This window comes from Kitasatospora sp. NPDC087271, assembly GCF_044744605.1.
In the GTDB taxonomy this organism is placed as follows: Bacteria; Actinomycetota; Actinomycetes; order Streptomycetales; family Streptomycetaceae; genus Kitasatospora.
This window is the reverse complement of record NZ_JBIUYQ010000036.1, coordinates 20172-37518: the sequence shown is the minus strand read 5'-3', so window position 1 is coordinate 37518 and position 17347 is coordinate 20172. Positions and strand designations below refer to the sequence as shown.

15 protein-coding genes and 1 pseudogene are annotated in these 17347 nt (G+C 74.2%); 6 read left to right on the top strand and 10 right to left on the bottom strand.

Annotated elements, in window-relative coordinates; genetic code table 11:
* Nucleotides 1–5: 5 nt before the first annotated feature.
* Nucleotides 6–701 carry a response regulator transcription factor gene (locus ACIO9K_RS35125; RefSeq protein WP_363622817.1) on the bottom strand — a complete coding sequence of 232 codons (696 nt, stop codon included), beginning with the start codon at nucleotides 699–701 and terminating at the stop codon, nucleotides 6–8.
* Between the two features lie 26 nt (nucleotides 702–727).
* Nucleotides 728–1912, bottom strand: coding sequence for a sensor histidine kinase (locus ACIO9K_RS35120; protein ID WP_400335831.1), 1185 nt, complete (start codon nucleotides 1910–1912; stop codon nucleotides 728–730).
* Nucleotides 1913–2123: 211 nt separating this feature from the next.
* On the opposite strand from ACIO9K_RS35120, the gene ACIO9K_RS35115 reads away from it, so the two are divergent.
* The 4 genes from ACIO9K_RS35115 to ACIO9K_RS35100 all read left to right on the top strand — a co-directional run bounded on the left by ACIO9K_RS35115 (nucleotide 2124) and on the right by ACIO9K_RS35100 (nucleotide 5419).
* The gene (locus ACIO9K_RS35115) at nucleotides 2124–3056 is read left to right on the top strand and encodes an ABC transporter ATP-binding protein (protein ID WP_400335829.1); all 933 of its coding nucleotides are present in this window, start codon (nucleotides 2124–2126) and stop codon (nucleotides 3054–3056) included.
* A gap of 35 nt (nucleotides 3057–3091) precedes the next feature.
* Nucleotides 3092–3874, top strand: coding sequence for an ABC transporter permease (locus tag ACIO9K_RS35110; protein ID WP_363622823.1), 783 nt, complete (start codon nucleotides 3092–3094; stop codon nucleotides 3872–3874).
* An 88-nt stretch (nucleotides 3875–3962) separates the two neighbouring features.
* Nucleotides 3963–5129 carry a HEAT repeat domain-containing protein gene (locus tag ACIO9K_RS35105; protein WP_400335827.1) on the top strand — a complete coding sequence of 389 codons (1167 nt, stop codon included), beginning with the start codon at nucleotides 3963–3965 and terminating at the stop codon, nucleotides 5127–5129.
* A gap of 14 nt (nucleotides 5130–5143) precedes the next feature.
* Nucleotides 5144–5419, top strand: a complete 276-nt coding sequence (locus ACIO9K_RS35100; RefSeq protein WP_400335825.1) for a hypothetical protein — start codon at nucleotides 5144–5146, stop codon at nucleotides 5417–5419.
* A gap of 63 nt (nucleotides 5420–5482) precedes the next feature.
* On the opposite strand, the gene ACIO9K_RS35095 is transcribed toward ACIO9K_RS35100, so the two are convergent.
* Entirely contained in the window at nucleotides 5483–7852 is a 2370-nt protein-coding gene (locus tag ACIO9K_RS35095) for a lamin tail domain-containing protein (protein ID WP_400335822.1), read from the bottom strand.
* Between the two features lie 304 nt (nucleotides 7853–8156).
* On the opposite strand from ACIO9K_RS35095, the gene ACIO9K_RS35090 reads away from it, so the two are divergent.
* Nucleotides 8157–9608, top strand: a complete 1452-nt coding sequence (locus ACIO9K_RS35090; protein ID WP_400335820.1) for a WGR domain-containing protein — start codon at nucleotides 8157–8159, stop codon at nucleotides 9606–9608.
* Nucleotides 9609–9674: 66 nt separating this feature from the next.
* Here the strand turns inward: ACIO9K_RS35090 and ACIO9K_RS35085 are convergent, their stop codons facing one another.
* The 6 genes and pseudogenes from ACIO9K_RS35085 to ACIO9K_RS35060 all read right to left on the bottom strand — a co-directional run bounded on the left by ACIO9K_RS35085 (nucleotide 9675) and on the right by ACIO9K_RS35060 (nucleotide 14938).
* Nucleotides 9675–10682: an NADP-dependent oxidoreductase gene (locus ACIO9K_RS35085; RefSeq protein WP_363632474.1), complete on the bottom strand. Its 1008-nt coding sequence runs from the start codon at nucleotides 10680–10682 to the stop codon at nucleotides 9675–9677.
* A 92-nt stretch (nucleotides 10683–10774) separates the two neighbouring features.
* On the bottom strand, nucleotides 10775–11215 hold the full coding sequence (locus tag ACIO9K_RS35080; RefSeq protein ID WP_400335818.1) for a nucleoside deaminase: 441 nt from the start codon (nucleotides 11213–11215) through the stop codon (nucleotides 10775–10777).
* Nucleotides 11212–11694: pseudogene (locus ACIO9K_RS35075) on the bottom strand (LLM class F420-dependent oxidoreductase); the annotation flags it as partial. The gene ACIO9K_RS35080 and the pseudogene ACIO9K_RS35075, both read right to left, overlap by 4 nt.
* Nucleotides 11682–12719, bottom strand: a complete 1038-nt coding sequence (locus tag ACIO9K_RS35070) for an LLM class flavin-dependent oxidoreductase (RefSeq protein ID WP_400335816.1) — start codon at nucleotides 12717–12719, stop codon at nucleotides 11682–11684. The pseudogene ACIO9K_RS35075 and the gene ACIO9K_RS35070, both read right to left, overlap by 13 nt.
* Nucleotides 12720–12928: 209 nt before the next feature.
* The gene (locus tag ACIO9K_RS35065; protein WP_400335815.1) at nucleotides 12929–13318 is read right to left on the bottom strand and encodes an SCO5389 family protein; all 390 of its coding nucleotides are present in this window, start codon (nucleotides 13316–13318) and stop codon (nucleotides 12929–12931) included.
* 81 nt (nucleotides 13319–13399) lie between these two features.
* Nucleotides 13400–14938, bottom strand: a complete 1539-nt coding sequence (locus tag ACIO9K_RS35060) for an MFS transporter (RefSeq protein WP_363622840.1) — start codon at nucleotides 14936–14938, stop codon at nucleotides 13400–13402.
* A gap of 205 nt (nucleotides 14939–15143) precedes the next feature.
* Between ACIO9K_RS35060 and ACIO9K_RS35055 the strand changes: the two genes are divergently transcribed.
* On the top strand, nucleotides 15144–15899 hold the full coding sequence (locus ACIO9K_RS35055) for a class I SAM-dependent methyltransferase (protein ID WP_400335812.1): 756 nt from the start codon (nucleotides 15144–15146) through the stop codon (nucleotides 15897–15899).
* A 94-nt stretch (nucleotides 15900–15993) separates the two neighbouring features.
* Here the strand turns inward: ACIO9K_RS35055 and ACIO9K_RS35050 are convergent, their stop codons facing one another.
* Nucleotides 15994–17214, bottom strand: a complete 1221-nt coding sequence (locus ACIO9K_RS35050; protein WP_363622844.1) for a hypothetical protein — start codon at nucleotides 17212–17214, stop codon at nucleotides 15994–15996.
* Nucleotides 17215–17347 lie beyond the last annotated feature (133 nt).

The following is a 17347-nucleotide window of genomic DNA, read 5'->3' as shown; positions in this document are numbered from 1 at the left end:
GGCCGTCAGGATTCGACGAGGGCTGCGCGGAAGGCGGTGATCACCAGGTGCACGCGGTCCCGGGCGGCGAGCTTGGCCAGCAGGTGGCCGACGTGCGTCTTGACCGTGCCGGTGCTGACGGACAGCTGCTCGGCGATCTCGGCGTTGGTCAACCCGCGACCGATCAGCGTCAGCACCTCCAACTCCCGCCCGGTGACGGCCCGCAGGACCCGCTCCCGCTCGCCGCCGCCGGGCGCGGCGTTCGCCGGTTCGGCGGCGGGCCGGGCGGCGAACTCGCGGATCAGCCGGCGGGTGACGCTCGGGGCCAGCAGCGCCTCCCCGGCGGCGACCACCCGGATCGCGGTCAGCAGTTCCTCGGGCGGGGTCGACTTCAGCAGGAAGCCGGACGCCCCCGCGCGCAGCGCGCCGTAGATGTACTCGTCGAGGTCGAACGTGGTGAGGATCAGGATCCGCACGGCGCTCTCGGCGGTGATCTGCCGGGTGGCCGCCAGGCCGTCCGTGCCCGGCATCCGGATGTCCATCAGCACCACGTCCGGCTGCCCGGCGCGGGCGAGCCGGACGGCCTGCGCGCCGTCGGCGGCCTCGCCCACCACCTCGAAGCCGTCGGCGGCGGCCACGATCCCGGCCAGACCCGCCCGCACCAGGGTCTGGTCGTCGGCCACCACGACCCGGATCGGCGGGCCGACGGGCGCCACGGTCATGACGTCTCCCGTCACTGTGTCTCCCGTCATGAGGCCGCCCGCCCGCCCGCGTCGGCCAGCGGCAGCACGGCGCGCACCCGGAACCCGCCGCCCGGCAGCGGCCCGGCCTCCAACCGGCCCTCGTACAGCCCGACCCGCTCGGCCATCCCCGCCAGTCCGTGCCCGCCGACCCCGACCGGCCCGCCGCGCCCGGCGTCGCTCACCTCCAGCACCAGCGCCCCCTCCTCGAACTCCACGGCGACCCGCGCCTCGGCCGCGTGCGCGTGCTTCACCACGTTGGTCAGCGCCTCCTGGACGATCCGGAACGCGGACAGCTCGACCCCGTCGGACAGCTCCCGGACCACGCCGCCGACCCGCAGCTCCACCCGCACCCCGGCCTCGGCGCTGCTCGCCACCAGCCGGTCCAGATCGGCCAGCCGGGGCGCGGGCGCGAGCCCGGCCCCGTCGGCGCCGCGCAGGACGGTCAGCAGGCCGCGCATCTCGACCATCGCGTCCCGGCTCACCGCCTGGATCGCGGCCAGCGCCTGCTCGGCCTGCGCCGGATCCCGCCCGATCACGAAACGACCGTACCCGGCCTGGACGTTGACCACGCTCATGCTGTGCGCGATCACGTCGTGCAGCTCCCGGGCCAGCCGGATCCGCTCCTCGGCCAGCTCCGCCGTGGCCAGGTCGACCTGGTGCCGGCGCAACTCGGCGCCGTACGCCCGGTAGCGGGCCACCGCGCAGCCGAGCGCCCACGCGGTGACGACCCCCAGCGCGGACAGCACGAGGTTGTTCCACAGCTCCCGCGACCCGAACCGGCTCAGCCCGGCCCCGACCAGGCCGAACGCCAGGACGGTGAGACCCAGCCGCATCGGCCCGGCGGCCGCGACCAGGTAGACGACCATCGCCGCCGCGACCACCACCAGGAACCCGGCCAGGTTGGCGATCGTCAGCTGCCCGGCCACCGCGACCACCACCACCCAGGCGGCGAACACCACCCCGGCCGCGGCCACCGGCGCGAGCCGGCGCAGCCCGGCGGCCACGCCCACCGCCACCACGCACACCAGCACCGTCACCAGCTCCGCCGACGTCGGCTTCGGGTAGCCGCGGTGGTGCGGGTCGAACACCCGGTAGGCGTCCAGCACCCGGGACCAGGTGAGCACGGTCAGGGCCAGCGAGACCGTCAGGTCGACCGCGACCCAGTGGCCCGGGCGCAGCCTCCTGGTCACCGGTGGATGCGGAGCACGGGGCATTTCCCCAGGCTAGCGGCGGCCCCCGCGCCCGGCATCGCCCTGTGGACCTACGACCACGGGCAGAGGCCGGCCCCGCCGAACGCCGTGATTTCCGCCCACGGCGGGACGCCCCGCCCCGGGCCCGGGCGGGAGCGTGGAGCCCGCGTCGGCCCCCTCGGCCGACCAGGAGACCCGGAAAGGCACCACGATGATCGAGGTACGCGACCTCACCAAGCGCTACGGCGGCGCCGTCGCCGTGGACGGGCTGACCTTCACGGTCCGGCCGGGACAGGTCACCGGCTTCCTCGGGCCGAACGGCTCGGGCAAGTCCACCACGCTGCGGATGATCCTCGGCCTGGACGCCCCGACCAGCGGGCGAGCGACCGTCAACGGCCGGCCGTACGCGGCCCTGCGCCACCCGCTGCGGGAAGTCGGGGCGCTGCTCGACGCCGGCGCCGTCCACCCTGCCCGCTCCGCCTACCACCACCTGCTCGGCATCGCCGTCACCAACGGCATCGGGCCGGCCCGGGTCCGCGAGGTGCTGGCCCGCACCGGCCTGGAACAGGCGGCCCGCCGCAAGGCCGGGCGGTTCTCCCTCGGAATGAAGCAACGCCTCGGCATCGCCGCCGCCCTGCTCGGCGACCCGCCCGTCCTGCTGCTCGACGAACCGGTCAACGGGCTCGACCCGGAGGGCGTGCACTGGATCCGCACCCTGCTGCGCGACCTGGCCGCCGAGGGCCGGACCGTCCTGCTCTCCTCGCACCTGATGAGCGAGACGGCCGCCACCGCCGACCACCTGGTGATCATCGGGCGCGGCCGGCTCGTCGCGGACCGCCCCACCGCCGACTTCCTCGCCGAGAACGCGCGCACCGACGTCCTGGTCCGCTGCGCCCGGCCGGCCGAACTGGCCCGGCTGCTGCGCGCCGCCGGGGCAGCCCCGGTCACCGAGGAGTCCGGCGGGGCACTGGCCGTCGGCGGCCTGGAACCGGCGGCGATCGGCGAGCTGGCCGCCGCGCACGGCCTCGGCGTCCACGAACTCACCGTCCGGCAGGCCTCGTTGGAGCAGGCGTTCCTGGACGCCACCGGCGAGGCCGTCGACTACCGCGCCACCACCACTACGTCCGGAAAGAGGACCACATGACCGCCCCCACCGGTACGTCCGGAAAGGAGGACCGCATGACCGCCCCCACCACCCGGGGCGCGCTGGCCGGCGAGTGGGTCAAGCTGCGCAGCGTCCGCGCGACCCCGCTCACCGCCGCCGTCGCGCTCGCCGCCGCCCTGTTCATCGGCCTGATCGACTACGGCAGCGCCGCCGACAACTGGGACGTCTGGACGGCCGACCAGCGCGAGCGCTTCGATCCCGTCCGCTACGGCTTCTCCGGCGGCTTCTACGTCGCCGTCCTGGCGATCGGCACGCTGGGCACCCTGGCCGCCTCCAGCGAGTACACCACCGGCCAGATCCGCGGCACCCTGGCCGCCGTGCCCCGGCGGGGCCAGGTGCTCGCGGCCAAGGTGCTGGTGGTCGGCGGGGTGTCGGCGCTGCTCGGGCAGTTGCTGGCGTTCCTGACCTTCCTGCTCGGCCGACGGGCCCTGGCCGGGAAGCACCTGGCGGTGTCGCTCGGCGACCCGGGCGTGGCGCGCGCGGTCGTCGGCTGCGGCGTGTTCCTGTCCGTCTTCGCCCTGCTCGGACTGGCGCTCGGTTTCCTGGTGCGCCACACCGCGGGCGCCGTCGCCGTGCTGTTCGGCCTGTTCTTCCTCTCGCCGATGCTGCTGGCGCCGCTCGGTGACGGCGCCACCCGGTTCGGCCTGCAGAGCGTCTTCGAGGGCCTGGGCAGCACCGTCGCCTCCGTGGGCGGCACCGACCGGCTCGGCGCGGCCGGCTGCCTGGCCACCCTCGCCGGCTACCTCGCCGTCGCCCTCACCCTGGCCGCCCTCAGCCTGACCCGCCGGGACGCCTGACCCTCCCGCCAGAACGCCTGACCCGCCGGGAGGCCTGAGCACTGCGGGACGCCCGAGCGCTGTCGGTGGCGGCTGCGATGATCCGCCCATGGACATCGCCCACGCCCTCGACGGACTCGACGCCCACCCCTGGGCGTCCGTCTCGCACGCCTACGGACCCGCCGAAGACCTGCCCGGCCTGCTGCGCGCGCTCGTCGCCGGTGGCGAGCAGGCCGACGAGGCGCTCGCCGAGCTCTACTCGTGCATCCTCCACCAGGGCTCGGTGTACACCGCCAGCGCGGACGCCGTCCCCTATCTGGCCCGGATCGCGGCGGCCGGCTGCGGGACGGTCGAAGTCCTGGGCCTGCTCGGCGGGTTGGCCGAGAGCGAGGGCGTGTGGGGCGGAGCACGGGGCGGGGAGCGGGGCGGCGGCGGGGAGGGCCCGCCCGCTCCCGTCCGGGCCGCCGTCGTCGGCCAGCTCCCGCTGCTGCTGCCGCTGCTGGCGGACGGGAGCGCCGCCGTCCGGCAGGCCGCCGCCTGGGCCGTGGGCCAGACCAGGGCCGTCGAGCCCGCCCTGCCCGCGCTGCGCCGCCGCTGGGCGAGCGAGACCGACCCCGTCGTCCGCGGTGAACTGCTCACTGCCCTCGGCCGGTTGGACCGGTCCGCAGCCGCTGCCGAGGCCGGGCCGCTGCTGGGCGAGGACACGTCGGCGCCGCTGCGTCTGGCCGCCGTCCTCGCCGGGTTGGACGCGGGCGAGCCGTGGACCGGCGCCCACCACGCCGCCGTCCTCGCCCTGCTGCCCGCCGACCCGGTCGCCGCAGACCGGTACGACCTGGACCGCCGGGAGCCGTTGCGCGCGATCACCGAGGAACTGCTGCTGCGCGAGACGCCCGCCGACCGCGACGCCGCCTACGCCCTGCTCGACCGGGCCCTGCGCGACGAGCGCCCGGAGGTGCGGGCCGAGGCCGTCTGGGCGGCCGACCACGCCTGCCAGCTGTCCCGCAGCGCGCCCCGGCGGCTGCTCCCGGCGCTCGCCCGGCTCGTCGCCGACCCCGACGTGGTGCACCTGCTCGGCAACCTCGGCCCGGCCGCCGCCGAGGCCGCCCCGGCGCTGGCCGCCCGGGCCGCGCAGGCCGAGGACGGGCCCGCCGACCAGGCCCTGGCCGCGCTCGTCCTGATCGCACCCCGGACGGCGGCCCCGCTGCTCGCCCGTGCGCTGGGCCGGCCGCCCGCCCGCTCACCGCCAGGCTCGACGGGCTGCTCGCCGACCGGGTGAAGGCCCCGGCCGCCGTGCTGGCCCTCCTCGCGGTGGCCGACGGCGCCGCCCTCGACCGCGGCCGCCTGGCCGAGGCCGCCCTTTGTGCGGCCGAGACCGAGTCGGACCTCCGGGGCGCGGGCGAGGCCCTGGCGGCCCTGGGCACCACCGCCCTGGACGACGGTCAGCGCCGCCGCCTCGCGGACCTCGCCGGGCGCGACCGCCGGATCGTCGGGGGCTGCTTCGCGGGCGCCGGCATCCGTGACGACGAGGCCCTGCGCGCCCTGCTGGCCGCCGTGGCCGGAGGCTGAACGGCGAACGCGGTGCCGGCCTCCCCGTCCGGCGGGAGGCCGGCACCGCGCCGGTGTCGTGCGTCAGGGCAGCGGGATCCGCACGACCTGCGGGTCGTGGTCGCTCAGCTGGGTGCTGAACTCGCTGTTGATGTGCACGATGTCGTAGCTGTACGGCTTCGCCGCCAGCGCGCCGGAGATGAGGATGTGGTCCAGCACCTGGGAGTTGCCCTCGTACACGTAGGTGTAGCGCTCGGGCAGCGGCAGGGTGCGCGGCAGGTCGGTCAGCGAGCCGCCGGCGGTGAGGATGTCGGCGGTCTGCGAGAACTCGAAGTCGTTGAGGTCGCCGAGCACGATGACCGCCGCGTTCGGGTCCACCGCCAGGATCTGGTCGGTGAAGTTCTTCACCGCCGTCGCCTGGTTGTGGCGCTGGGTCTCGGACGGGTGCGCGGGCGGCTGGTAGCGGCCGAACAGAGGCTGGTCGCCGCCCTTGGAGTTGAAGTGGTTGGCGATCACGAAGACCGGCTTGCCGTTCCAGCGGAACTCGCCGGCGAGCGGCTTGCGGCTGGAGTTGAACGCCGTGTTGGTCGGGTCGATCCGGCCGGGGGAGTAGGCGAGTTGGGGCGTGCCGCCGTTGTTGACCACCGAGTCGGCGGTGGTGGAGCCGGCGCCGGGGCGGTCGGTGAAGCTCAGGCCGCGGTCGGTGCGGAACAGGAACACCTGGCGGATGTTGCCGCCGGGCTGGCCGCCGTCCTGGCCGTCCACCGGGTCGATCTGGCGGTAGGAGTAGGCCGGGCCGCCGGCCGCCGAGATGGCGGCGGTGAGCTTGGCGAGGGTCTGGTCGGGGGCGGTGGTGCCGTCGTCGGTGGGGCCGCTGTTGTCCTGGATCTCCTCCAGGGCGACGAGGTCGGGCGAGCGCAGGTTGGTGACGATGCCCGCCGCGAGGCCGTCGAACTTGCTCTGCGGGTCGGCGGGGGAGAGGTTCTCCACGTTGAAGGTGGCGGCGGCGAGCTGGCCGGCCGTCGGGGCGGCGGTGACCTCGGGGGCGAGGTTGCCGGCGGTGACCGCCGGAGTCGCGGTGACCTGGAGCTTGAAGTTGCCGAAGGAGTAGTCGAGCACGCCGACGGTCGCGCCGGTCAGGGTGTCGCCGACGTTGGCGGCGGGGGTGGGCGCGAGCGCGTTCGCCAGGGTCACCCGCTCCGGGTTGCCGTCGCCCGCCTGGAGCAGGATGCCGCCCCGGTTGGTGCGGGTGGTGCTGCCCTGGGGCACGACGGGGAGTTCGCCGTACTTGTTGCTGGGGCCGACCACGGCCGCGTTGTCGATCTCGACCCGCATGCCCTCCAGCGAGGCCCAGAAGTCGAGGCCGTCGGTGGCGGGTTGGTAGTTCCCGGCGGTCTCGACGTCCCCGCCGGTGACGCTGGAGATCACCGCTGCCGGGGGCACCCGCCCGCCGGGGCCGACCAGGGTGGGCGCGGGCAGCGGCGCGTTGTGGGCGAGCACCGTGACGCTGGGCGCGGTGAGTTCGGTGATCGACAGGTTGGTGGTGCCGCCGCTGCCGCCGGGGCGGTACTGGCTGACGGTGGCGCTCACGGTGACGGAGTCGCCGACCGCGACGGTGGGCGCGCCGGCGGTGTAGACGTAGACGCCCTCGCTGGTGCCGGGGTCGTTGTCGGGCTGCGGGTCCTGGTACCAGAAGCCGTTGGGCCCGACGGCGGTGACCACGCCGGGCACCGCGCTCACGGCGCTGCCGGCGAGCGGGGAGGTGCGGGCCGCGCCCTGGATGTCGTGTATTCGGGCGCCGGTGGTGGTGCCGCCGCCGGTGGACGCGGAGTTGCGCGGCGTCGGGGCGCCGATGGTGAAGTCCGCCGCGTTGTTGTCGGTGTCGGTGGCGCCGCCGCCGACGCGCAGGGCGGCGGTGGCGTTGGACAGGTTGCCGGTCGGCGAGCCCTCGGCGGAGCTGGCGCTCGACCCGTAGCCGACCAGGTCCTTCACCCCGGGCTGCGTCGCGCAGCCCGAACCGCAGGTCAGCGCCGTGCCGTTGGTGACCAGCGCGACCTTGCCGGAGGTCGCGGCCAGGTTGAGGGTCCCGGTGGCGTCCGGCGTCGGCAGCGCGGCTCCCGTCCCGGCCCCGGCGGCCTCCTGCACCAGGAGGAAACGCCCCGGCGCGATCGTGCCGGACAGCGTGGTCCGCCCCCAGGACGTGCCGCCCGCCGAGGCGTACTGCACCGTCCAGCCGGTGACGGACACCGGCGCGGTGCCGCGGTTGTACAGCTCGATGAAGTCGTTGGCGTACGGGGCTCCGGAGTTGCCACCCCCGCCGTACACCTGGCTGATCACCACGTCGGGTGACGCCGCCTGGGCGACGCCGCCGGGCAGCGCCAGCAGCGCCCCCACCACGGCTGCGGCGGACGCCCCCGCCATCGCTCTGCGCCGGACTCGCTGGGTACTCCGCATGAGCTTCCTCCTGACGGCCGCTCGGGCTGGTGGGCCCGGCGGTCTGAGCACGGACAAGAAAGTTCGGGCGCTGCGGTTCTAGCAACGCCACCCGATCCCTACCGTGCGCGGCGGGCGACGGCCAGATGTACGGCGGAAGAATGGTTCGTGAGGCGACAAGTGGGAGGCGGGGTTCCGGGCAGCCCGGCGGGACGCGTTGTCAGTGCCGGGCCTTAGGTTGGGGGTTGTCGGCGAGCGGGGCCGCGAACAGGCCCCGCCCCGCCTCCCGTCTCCGTTGCCCGAGAACCCGAAAGGGGACTTCGTCGTGTCCGTCGCCGTGGAAGAGCAGGTCACCTACCTCGAACTGTCCGAGGAGGAGGGGAGCGCGCACAAGTTCTACGAGGTGCGGCTCGTCGGCAGTACGGTGACGGTCCGCTACGGGCGGATCGGCGAGGAGGGGCAGGCCAAGTCCACCAGCTTCCCGAGCGCCGAGAAGGCCGCCGGGTCGGCGGCCAAGAAGATCGGCGAGAAGGTCCGCAAGGGCTACGCGCCGGCCGTCCAGGGCGTGCGCCAGCGCCGGGCGGTGACCAGGCGGCAGCTCGTCAGCACCCGTTCGACGGCGAACCAGGCGCCGCTGCTGTGGCGGTTCCGCTCCGGCTCGCCGGCCTTCGGCGTCTTCGTCGGCGAGGAGCACGCCTGGGTCGGCAACGAGCGCGGCGACGTCTACACCCTCACCCACGACGGCGAGGTCACCGCCCGGTTCGGCCTGCCGGACGGCGTCAAGTGCATCGTCGCCGACGACTGGTGGATCTACGCGGGCTGCGACGACGGCAAGGTGTACGACCTCGGCGGCAAGGTCCCCCGGGTGGCGTACGAGATAGCCGAGGACGTGGACATCTTCTGGCTCGACATCCACGACGGCGTCCTGGGCGTCGCCGACGAACGCGGCGGGCTGACCACCGTCGACCACGAGGACGAGTTCCAGTGGCGCCGCAAGGCCGAGGGCCGCTCCGGTTGGATGGTGCGCTGCGACGCGGACGGCGTCTACCACGGCCACTCGCGCGGCGTCGCCCGCTACGCGGCGCGCGGCGGCGACCAGGTGTGGCACACCGCGACGAAGGGCGAGGTGCTGTTCGGCTGGCAGGAGGCCGACGAGGTGTTCGCCGGCACCGGGCGCGGCTGGGTGCACCGGCTGCGCAAGTCGGACGGCTCCGAGGTCGCCGCCTACCGCTGCGACGCCGCCGTGTTCTCCTGCGCGGCCTCCCCGGACGGCGAGTACGTCTTCGCCGGGGACAACCACTCCTCGGTGTACTGCTTCGCCGCCGACGGCACCCGGCTGTGGAAGCTCGCCACCGGCTGCGGCTCCGCGTACAGCATGCAGTACCGGGACGGCCGGCTCTACCTGGTGACCACCGACGGCTCGCTCGCCTGCCTGGACGCGAGCGAGCAGGCCGTCCGGGCGGCCGAGGCCGGGACGCTGCCGGCCACCGCCGAGGTGCGCGACGCGGGCTGGGAGGCGGTGCGGCCGGGCACGGCCCTGGAGACGGTGGTCGTCGGCACCGGCGGCCTGCCCGGCGGCGGGATCGAGGTCGAGTGCGTGCAGGACGGGGCCCGGCTGCGGGTGCGGGTGGTGTCGGCGGGCTTCGACCCGGGCCGGCGGGTGCAGTTCCCGAAGGACATCCGGGTCGCCGGGGCGCGGTACCTGGTCGCCGAGGTGCGGGAGTCCGCCTCGGGCGGCTTCTACCGGGCGCGCGGCGAGATCAAGCGCCTGCTCTGAACGCCCCCGGTGCGGCGGCGGCGGACGTCCCGTCGCCGCCGCACCGGGCCCGGCTCAGGCCGGAGTTCAGCTCAGCCGCAGCACCAGCTTGCCGGTGTTCTCCCCGCGGAAGAGCATCCCGAGGACCGCCGGGAAGTCGTCCACCGTCCCCTCCACCACGTGCTCCTTGACCTTGATCCGGCCGTCCGCGATCCAGCCCGCGAGCTCCCGGGCCGCCTCCGGGTAGCGGGGCGCGTAGTCGAACACCACGAAGCCCTCCATCCGGGCCCGCCGCACCAGCAGTGACAGGTAGTTGGACGGGCCCTGCACGGCGGTCTCGTTGTTGTACTGGCTGATCGCTCCGCAGAGCACCACCCGGGCGTGCATCGCGAGCCGGGTGAGCGCGGCGTCCAGGACGTCCCCGCCGACGTTGTCGAAGTACACGTCGATGCCGTCTGGCGCGTGGTCGCGCAGCGCCTTGCGGACGTCCTCGGAGTGGTAGTCGATCGCCGCGTCGAAGCCCAGTTCCCCGGTGAGCAGCGCGCACTTCTCGGGGCCGCCCGCGATGCCGACCACCCGGCAGCCCTTGATCCTGGCGATCTGTCCGACCAGGCTGCCGACGGCCCCGGCGGCGCCGGAGACCACCACGGTCTCGCCCTCTTTGAGCGCCCCGACGTCCAGCAGCCCGAAGTAGGCGGTCATCCCGGGCATGCCGAGCGCGCCGAGGTACGTCGACAGCGGCGCGAGCGCGGGGTCGACCTTCAGCGCGCCCTTGCCGTCCGAGACCACGTACTCCTGGACGCCGAAGCTGCCGACCACGTGGTCGCCGACGCGGAACTTCGGGTGGTCGGACTCGACGACCTCGACCACGGACCCGGCCCGCATCACCTCGCCCAGCCCGACCGGCGGCAGGTAGGACGGCCGGTCGTCCAGCCACCCGCGCATCGCCGGGTCCAGTGACACGTACCGCGTCCGCCCCACGAACTGCCCGGGCCCGGCCGCCGGCACCGGCTCCGACCCGTGTGCCCAGTCCTCCGCCCGCACCTCCCCGACCGGACGGCGGGCGAGGCGGATCTGACGGTTGGTCGCGGTCATGACGTCTCCTGGGGGCGCGCGGGCCTGCACTGGACGCCCGAGTCTAAGCAAGCGCTTAGTCATCTGACCAGTGCCCGCCCGGCGCGTCGACGTCAGGGGCCTGGCCGGTAGTGGGCGTCGAGGGGTGCGCGCGCCTCGTCGAACAGGGCCGGGCCGTCCTGGGCCACCGTCGGCCAGGCGCCCGACTGCGGGTTGAGTTCGACGAGTTGCTCGGTGGAGAGCGCGGAGACCACCCGGCCGAGGTCGGAGCGGACGATGCCGCCGGCGCACATGCCGCAGGGCTGGCAGCTGGTGTGGAGGGTGGTGCGGGCGGCCAGGTCCGGGTCGAGTTCGCGGGCCGCCCAGCGGGCGAGCTTCAGCTCCGGGTGGGCCGTGATGTCGTCGTCGCGCCGCACCGTGTTGTGCGCCTCGGCGAGGATCGCGCCGTCCGGGCCGGCCAGCAGGGAGCCGTACGGTGCGTCGCCCAGGGCGCCCGCCCGGGCCGCGAGGGCGACGGCGCGCCGCAGGAGGGTTTCGTCGGCCAGGGTGATCACGGGCGGGCCTTCCAGTGGGTGGCCACGGTGGTGAGCGCCCGCCAGGCCGCGCGGGGCCGACGGGTCTCCTCCGGATCGCCGCGGTAGGGGTCGAGGACGACGGTGTCCGCGCCGAGCAGCCGCAGCTGGTCGAGGTCGTCGAGGACCTGCTCGACGGTGCCGACCCCGGCGGGCCGCTCGGGACCGTCGACCGGCGCCTCGGTGATCCGCAGGGCGATGCGGGGGGAGAACCCCGGTAGCGAGTGCGCCGCCAGGATGGAGCGCATCAGGGGAAGGGGCAGCCGCAGCGGGTGCCAGGCGTCGCCGAACCTGACCGCGCGTCGGATCGCCGCCCCGCTGTGGCCGCCGACCCAGACGGGCGTCGGGGCGCCGTGGCGCCCGGTCCCCGTCCCGGTTCCGGTCCCCGTCCCCGTTCCCGGAGCCTCCGGACGCCAGGCGTCCCGCAGCGCGCCCAGGTACTCGTCGGTCAGCCGCGCCCGGTCGAGGGCTGCCAGCCGAGGGCGGGGCCGAGGCGGGTGGCGAGGTCGGTGAGGATCTGCACGTAGTCCTGGTGGTCGAAGGTGAAGGGCAGGGCGAAGGCGACCTCGTCGACCTCCTGGTAGCCGGCGTGGGCGTGCAGCCGCTCGGCGATCTCCTCGGACGGGCCGACCAGGTCGGGCGCGAACACCATCCGGGCCGGGCCCTGCGGGGCGAGGGTGCGCGGGGCGCGGGCGAGGGCGTACGCCTGGTACTTGGCGCGCTGTTCGGGGGTGGCGCCGTCGGTGGGGATGACGACGAGGCCCTGGGAGACGCGGGCGCGCTCGCCGTCGGGGTGCTGGGCGCGGAAGGCGCGGATCTGGGTGCGCTGGATCTCGGCGAAGTCCTCGGACTCCCCGGGCTCCCCGGCCTTGACGATGCTGCTGGTGAGCAGGTTGAGCCCGTGCTCGCCGGCCCAGCGGGCGGAGCGCAGGCTGCCGGCGCCGTACCAGAGCCGGGAGGCGAGGCCGGGGGAGTGCGGCTGGACCCGGCGGGAGTACACCTCGATGCCCTCGGTGCCGGCGAAGTCGGAGGCGGGTTCGCCGCGGACGAGGCCGAGGAGGCGCTCGGCGCGACCGGTCCCGAAGTCCTCGTGCTCGCCGGTGTCGGGGTAGAGCGCGCCGCGGACCCGGTCGTAGTGGGTGGGCGGGCCGACGCTGAAGCCGGGGTTGAGGCGGCCGCCGGACAGGATGTCGACGGTGGCGAGGTCCTCGGCGAGGCGCAGCGGGTTCTCCCAGCCGAGCGGGGTGACGGCGGTGCCGAGGTGGATGCGGCTGGTGCGCTGGGAGGCGGCGGCGAGCACGGCGACGGGGGAGGAGATCCCGTACTGGAGGTGGCGGTGGCGCAGCCAGGCGCTGTCGAAGCCGAGCTGCTCGCCGAGGGTGATGAGGTCGAGGGTGGACTCGTGGCCCCGGCGGGGGTCGGCCTCGTCGAACAGTCCGATGGTCAGGAAGCCGAGTTTCCGCAGCGGTCGTGGGGTCGGCGGCATGGTGGGTGGCTCCGGGTGGTGTGAGGCGGCCCCGGGAGGGCCGGGCGGGTGGTGCCCGTCGAACGTACGCAGGCGGCTCGCGTCCCCACAAGATCGGCGCGGGATCGGACATCGGCACGCAACACGGCGCAATCCCGTCTCCACATCGACCCGGTACGGGGCGCGGCGGGCCCCCTCCCCCGACGGGGCCCGCCGCGCGTCCGGGAGGGTCAGCAGCTGCGCAGCTCCGGGCTCTGGTTGCGGATCTGGTTGTGCAGCGAGGTGAACTCGCGGTAGGCGTCGCCGTCCTCGGTGCCGGGGCGGAAGGCGCCGACGCGGTGGCAGTTGACGAAGGCGAGCTTGACGCCGAAGTGGTCCTCCAGGCTGCCGCGGATGGCGTTGCTGGCGAGCGCGCGCAGCAGCTGGGCGCGCTCCTCGTCGGTGGGCGTGGTGTTGTCGGTGGTGAACTCGTCGTCGGTGGCGCTGAGTTCGGTGCTGAGCCCGGCGACGACCTGGTAGGCGTAAGGGAGGGAGGCGCGGACGGTGTCGAGGAAGTCGGCCTGGTTGACCCGGCCGTGCTCGGCCTGGGCGAGGAGGGCGGGGGAGACGTCGAGCGACATGGGTGTCCTCTTTCGCGGAGTCTGGTTATCGAAGATGAAAACCATTGCAAGATGGACTGTCGGCGATGTCCGGAGGCCCTGTCAAGTGCCGTCCCCCGAAGGGCTGACGGGCGGCGCCTCCCGGTCGGTCCTGATGACGAACAGGGCGATCAGCGCCGCGAGCACGGCGAAGGCCAGGCCCATGTCGAACGCCCTGGAGATGCCGTGCGCCAGCACCTCGGAGGAGTACGGCGCCGGCAGCTTTCCGCTGGCCCGGAACTGGGCCGCCTGCTGCGGGGTGGCCTGCCGCAGGAACGTGTCGACCTGTCGGCCGGCCTCGTTGCGGCCGGCCGCGCCGTAGACCGTGACCAGGATCGACAGCCCCAGCGAGCCGCCCACCTGCTGGGTGGTGTTGAGCATGCCGGTGGCCGCGCCGGTCTCGTGCGGGGCGACCCGGGAGACCACCGTCAGCGTGGCCGGGACGAAGATCGAGCCCATCCCGAGGCCGAACAGCAGGGTCGGGCCGAGGACCCCGGTCAGGTAGCCGCTGTGGGCGTCGAGCCGGGTCGACCAGAACGTCCCGCCCGCCACCAGCAGCGAGCCCACCACCAGGAACGGTCTGCGCCCGTACCGCAGCTGGGTGCGGGCGGCGAACTGGGCGGCGGCGACGCTCGCGGCGCTGATCGGCAGGAAGGCGAGGCCGGCCCGCAGCGGGCTGAACCCGAGGACGTCCTGCACGAACAGGGTCATGAAGAAGAAGATGCTGAACATGGTCGCGGCCACGCAGAGCAGCAGCCCGTAGGCGCCGGAGCGGTTGCGGTCGCGGAACAGGTGCAGCGGGGTGATCGGCTGCGGCGCCCGCCGTTCGTGGAACAGGAAGGCCGCCAGCAGCAGCGCGGCGAGGCCGAACGAGGTGAGCGTCACGGGGTCGGTCCAGCCGTGGTCGGAGGCCCGGATGAAGCCGAAGACCAGCGAGACCATGCCCGCGGTGGCGGCGAACGCGCCGGTCAGGTCGAAGCGTCCGGGGTGCCGTTCGGACTCGTTGATGTAGAGCGGCGCCAGCAGCGCGATCGCGATGCCGATCGGCACGTTGACGAACAGCACCCACCGCCAGGACAGCCAGGAGGTCAGGATCCCGCCGGCGAGCAGGCCGACGGCCCCACCCGCTCCGGCGACGGCCGAGTACACGCCGAAGGCGCGGTTGCGGGCCGGGCCCTCCGGGAAGTTGGTCGCGATCAGGGCGAGCGCGGTCGGCGAGGCGATCGCCGCGCCCAGGCCCTGGAGAGCGCGCGCGGCCAGCAGCCAGCCGGAGGACTGTGCGACGCCGCCGAGCAGTGAGGCGAGGCTGAAGATCAGGACCCCGGCGACGAACACGCGCCGGCGCCCGAGGATGTCGCCCATCCGTCCGCCCAGCAGCAGGAGCCCGCCGAAGGCGAGGGTGTAGGCGTTGACGACCCAGGACAGGTCGGTGGTGTCGAACCTCAGCGCCTGCTGGATGTGCGGCAGGGCGATGTTCACGATCGTGACGTCGAGGACCACCATGAGCTGGGTGGCCGCGATGACGGTGAGGGCTGTCCCCGGGTGCTGGCCGCGTCGCGCGGGTGCGGGCGGCGCCGGGGCCAGGGCGCGCGAGGTGACCATGGCAGGTCCCCCAATGACTCGGGAGCGAATGACGGTGAGGGGGCGGGTCCGTCGAATGACACCGGCAGTATCCCCGGGGTATAGGGAACACAATCGTTCATTACCGACAACCGGCTGATTCCGGACCCGCACCACTCCGCCGGGCGTGGTGCGGCGGCGGAAAGCCCGGGGCACGGCCCGCCGCGGTCGTGTCAGGATGCTCGGCATGTCTGCTCGTGCACTGAGCTTCGGCGCGGTCGCCGAAGCCTACGAACGTTTCCGGCCGGGGTACCCCGACGAGCTCTTCGACACGGTGACGGCGTACGCGGGCCGGCCGGTGCGGACCGCCCTGGAGATCGGTGCGGGCACCGGAAAGGCGACCCGGCTGTTCGCCGGGCACGGGGTCGACGTCACGGCGACGGAGCCCGACGCGGCCATGCTCGCCGAACTGCGCAGGACGGCGCCCCCCAACGTGCGGACCGTCCGGGCCGCGTTCGAGGACCTGCGGCCGGGCGCGACGTACGGGCTGGTCTACGCGGCGGCGGCCCTGCACTGGACGCGCCCGGAGGGCCGGTGGTCGCGGGTGGCCGAACTGCTGGAGCCGGACGGCGTGTTCGCCAACTTCGGCGGTCCGTTCCAGCCGGCCGACCCGGCCGTCGAGGAGGCCGTGCGGGCGGCCCGGGCGCCGTTCCTGGAGAGCGACGACGTCCCGTCCCCGGACGGGACCGCCCCCGAGGAGGAACTACAGTGGCCGGGAACGGAGTTGGAGCGGTCCCGGCTGTTCCGTGACGTCCGGCAGTCCGTCATCCGGCGGCGCCTGCTCGTGAGCGCCCCGTACTACCTCGGCCACCTGTCGACCATCTCGGCGTACCTCCAACTGCCGCCGCCGAGGCGGCGGCAGGCCTTCGACGCGATCGCTCGGGTGCTGCCCGAGACGGTCGAGGTCGCGGCCGACCTCACCGTCCATCTCGCGCGCCGGTGATCCGGGCGGTCGGGGCACCGGCTGTGACGTCGAACAGCGGCGCCCGGCCCGCCGCTGTCGCGGCCGGCCGGGCGCCGTGGGGGAGAAGCGGGGATCAGCCCTCCTGGGCGAGGCTCTTCATGTCCTCGTAGCCCATACCGAGCTTGCTGAACACCTGCTGCTGCTCCAGGGGCAGGCCGAGGCCCTTCAGCTCCTCGGCCTGGGCCGGGGTCAGGGGCTTGCCGGGGGTGAGCGCCGGGGTGGTCGGGGCGGTGCCGCCCTTGCCACCGCTGGCGGCGCCGGAGGTGAGGAGGCTGAGCATCGCGCTCTGGATGTCGTCGCTGGTCAACGCGACGGCGTCGGCGGGCGCCTCGACGGTCGGGGCGTTCTGGTTGAAGGCGAGCTTCACCGGGAAGTTGACGCCCGGTCCGGCCTTCGCCTCCAGCTGGGCGAGGTCGAAGGTGGCGGCGGAGAGCTTGCCGTCCTTCAGGTAGAGGTCGGCGCCGACCTTGTCCTCGCGCACGGTGCTCGGGACGGAGGTGGGGAGCTTCCCGAACTGCTGGGGGAGCTTGGTGGCCAGCGGCTTGAGGGCCTTCAGCAGTTCGTCGGCCAGCTGGCGGCCCGGGGCGCTCATCCAGATGTGCTCGGCGCCGTCCTTCTTGCCCTTGTCCTCGAAGGTGACGGTGCGGGACAGCACGTCCTTGAGGGAGTTGGTCAGCTGCTTGGCGGACTCCGGGTCCAGCGAGGGCTGCGCGCTCGGGGTGGCCTTGGCGCCGTCGAACTTCTTGGCGTCGTCGGCGAGCTTCTGGAGGTCGAAGGAGACCCACTTGCCGGCCAGCACGTCCTTGACCGGCTTCAGTTCGGCGGGCAGGCCGCTGCTGATGGCGTCGACCTGCGACGGGTCCTCGCCGACCAGCTTCACCAGGCCCTTGGCGTCGGCCCGCAGGAACGCCTTGGCGTCGACCTGGCGGTACTCCAGCAGCGCGGTGCCCTTCCGGTCGGAGAGCACGTAGGACAGGCGCACCGACTTGTCGAGCGTCAGGTCCTTGTCGGCGCCGCTGCTTTGCGCGTTCTTGAAGGTGTCGAGGTCCTTCAGCGGCTTGTCGGCGGATATCGCGACGGAGAAGTTCAGCCCGGACACGGCGTCGGCGCTCTTCGGGTCGACCTTGTCGCCGGTGGCCGCGCCGAAGGCGGTGATCTGCTCGGGGGTGGCGTCCACGGAGAACGTGAGGCCGGCGGCCTTGCCCTCGCCGACCTTGGTGAAGGCCTTGGACACCTTCTGCGCGGCGGACAACTGCTCGACGGTGCCGCAGGCGGCCAGGCCGGCGGCGAGCACGGATGCGGTGACGGCGACGGGAACGGTTCCGCGTGCGGCCCGGCGAATGGCGGTGTTGATGGTACGTCTCCTGTGTAACGGGGCCTGACCACATGGTCAGACCAGTCCCTCCCCGGTGGCGTCGAGCGCCACA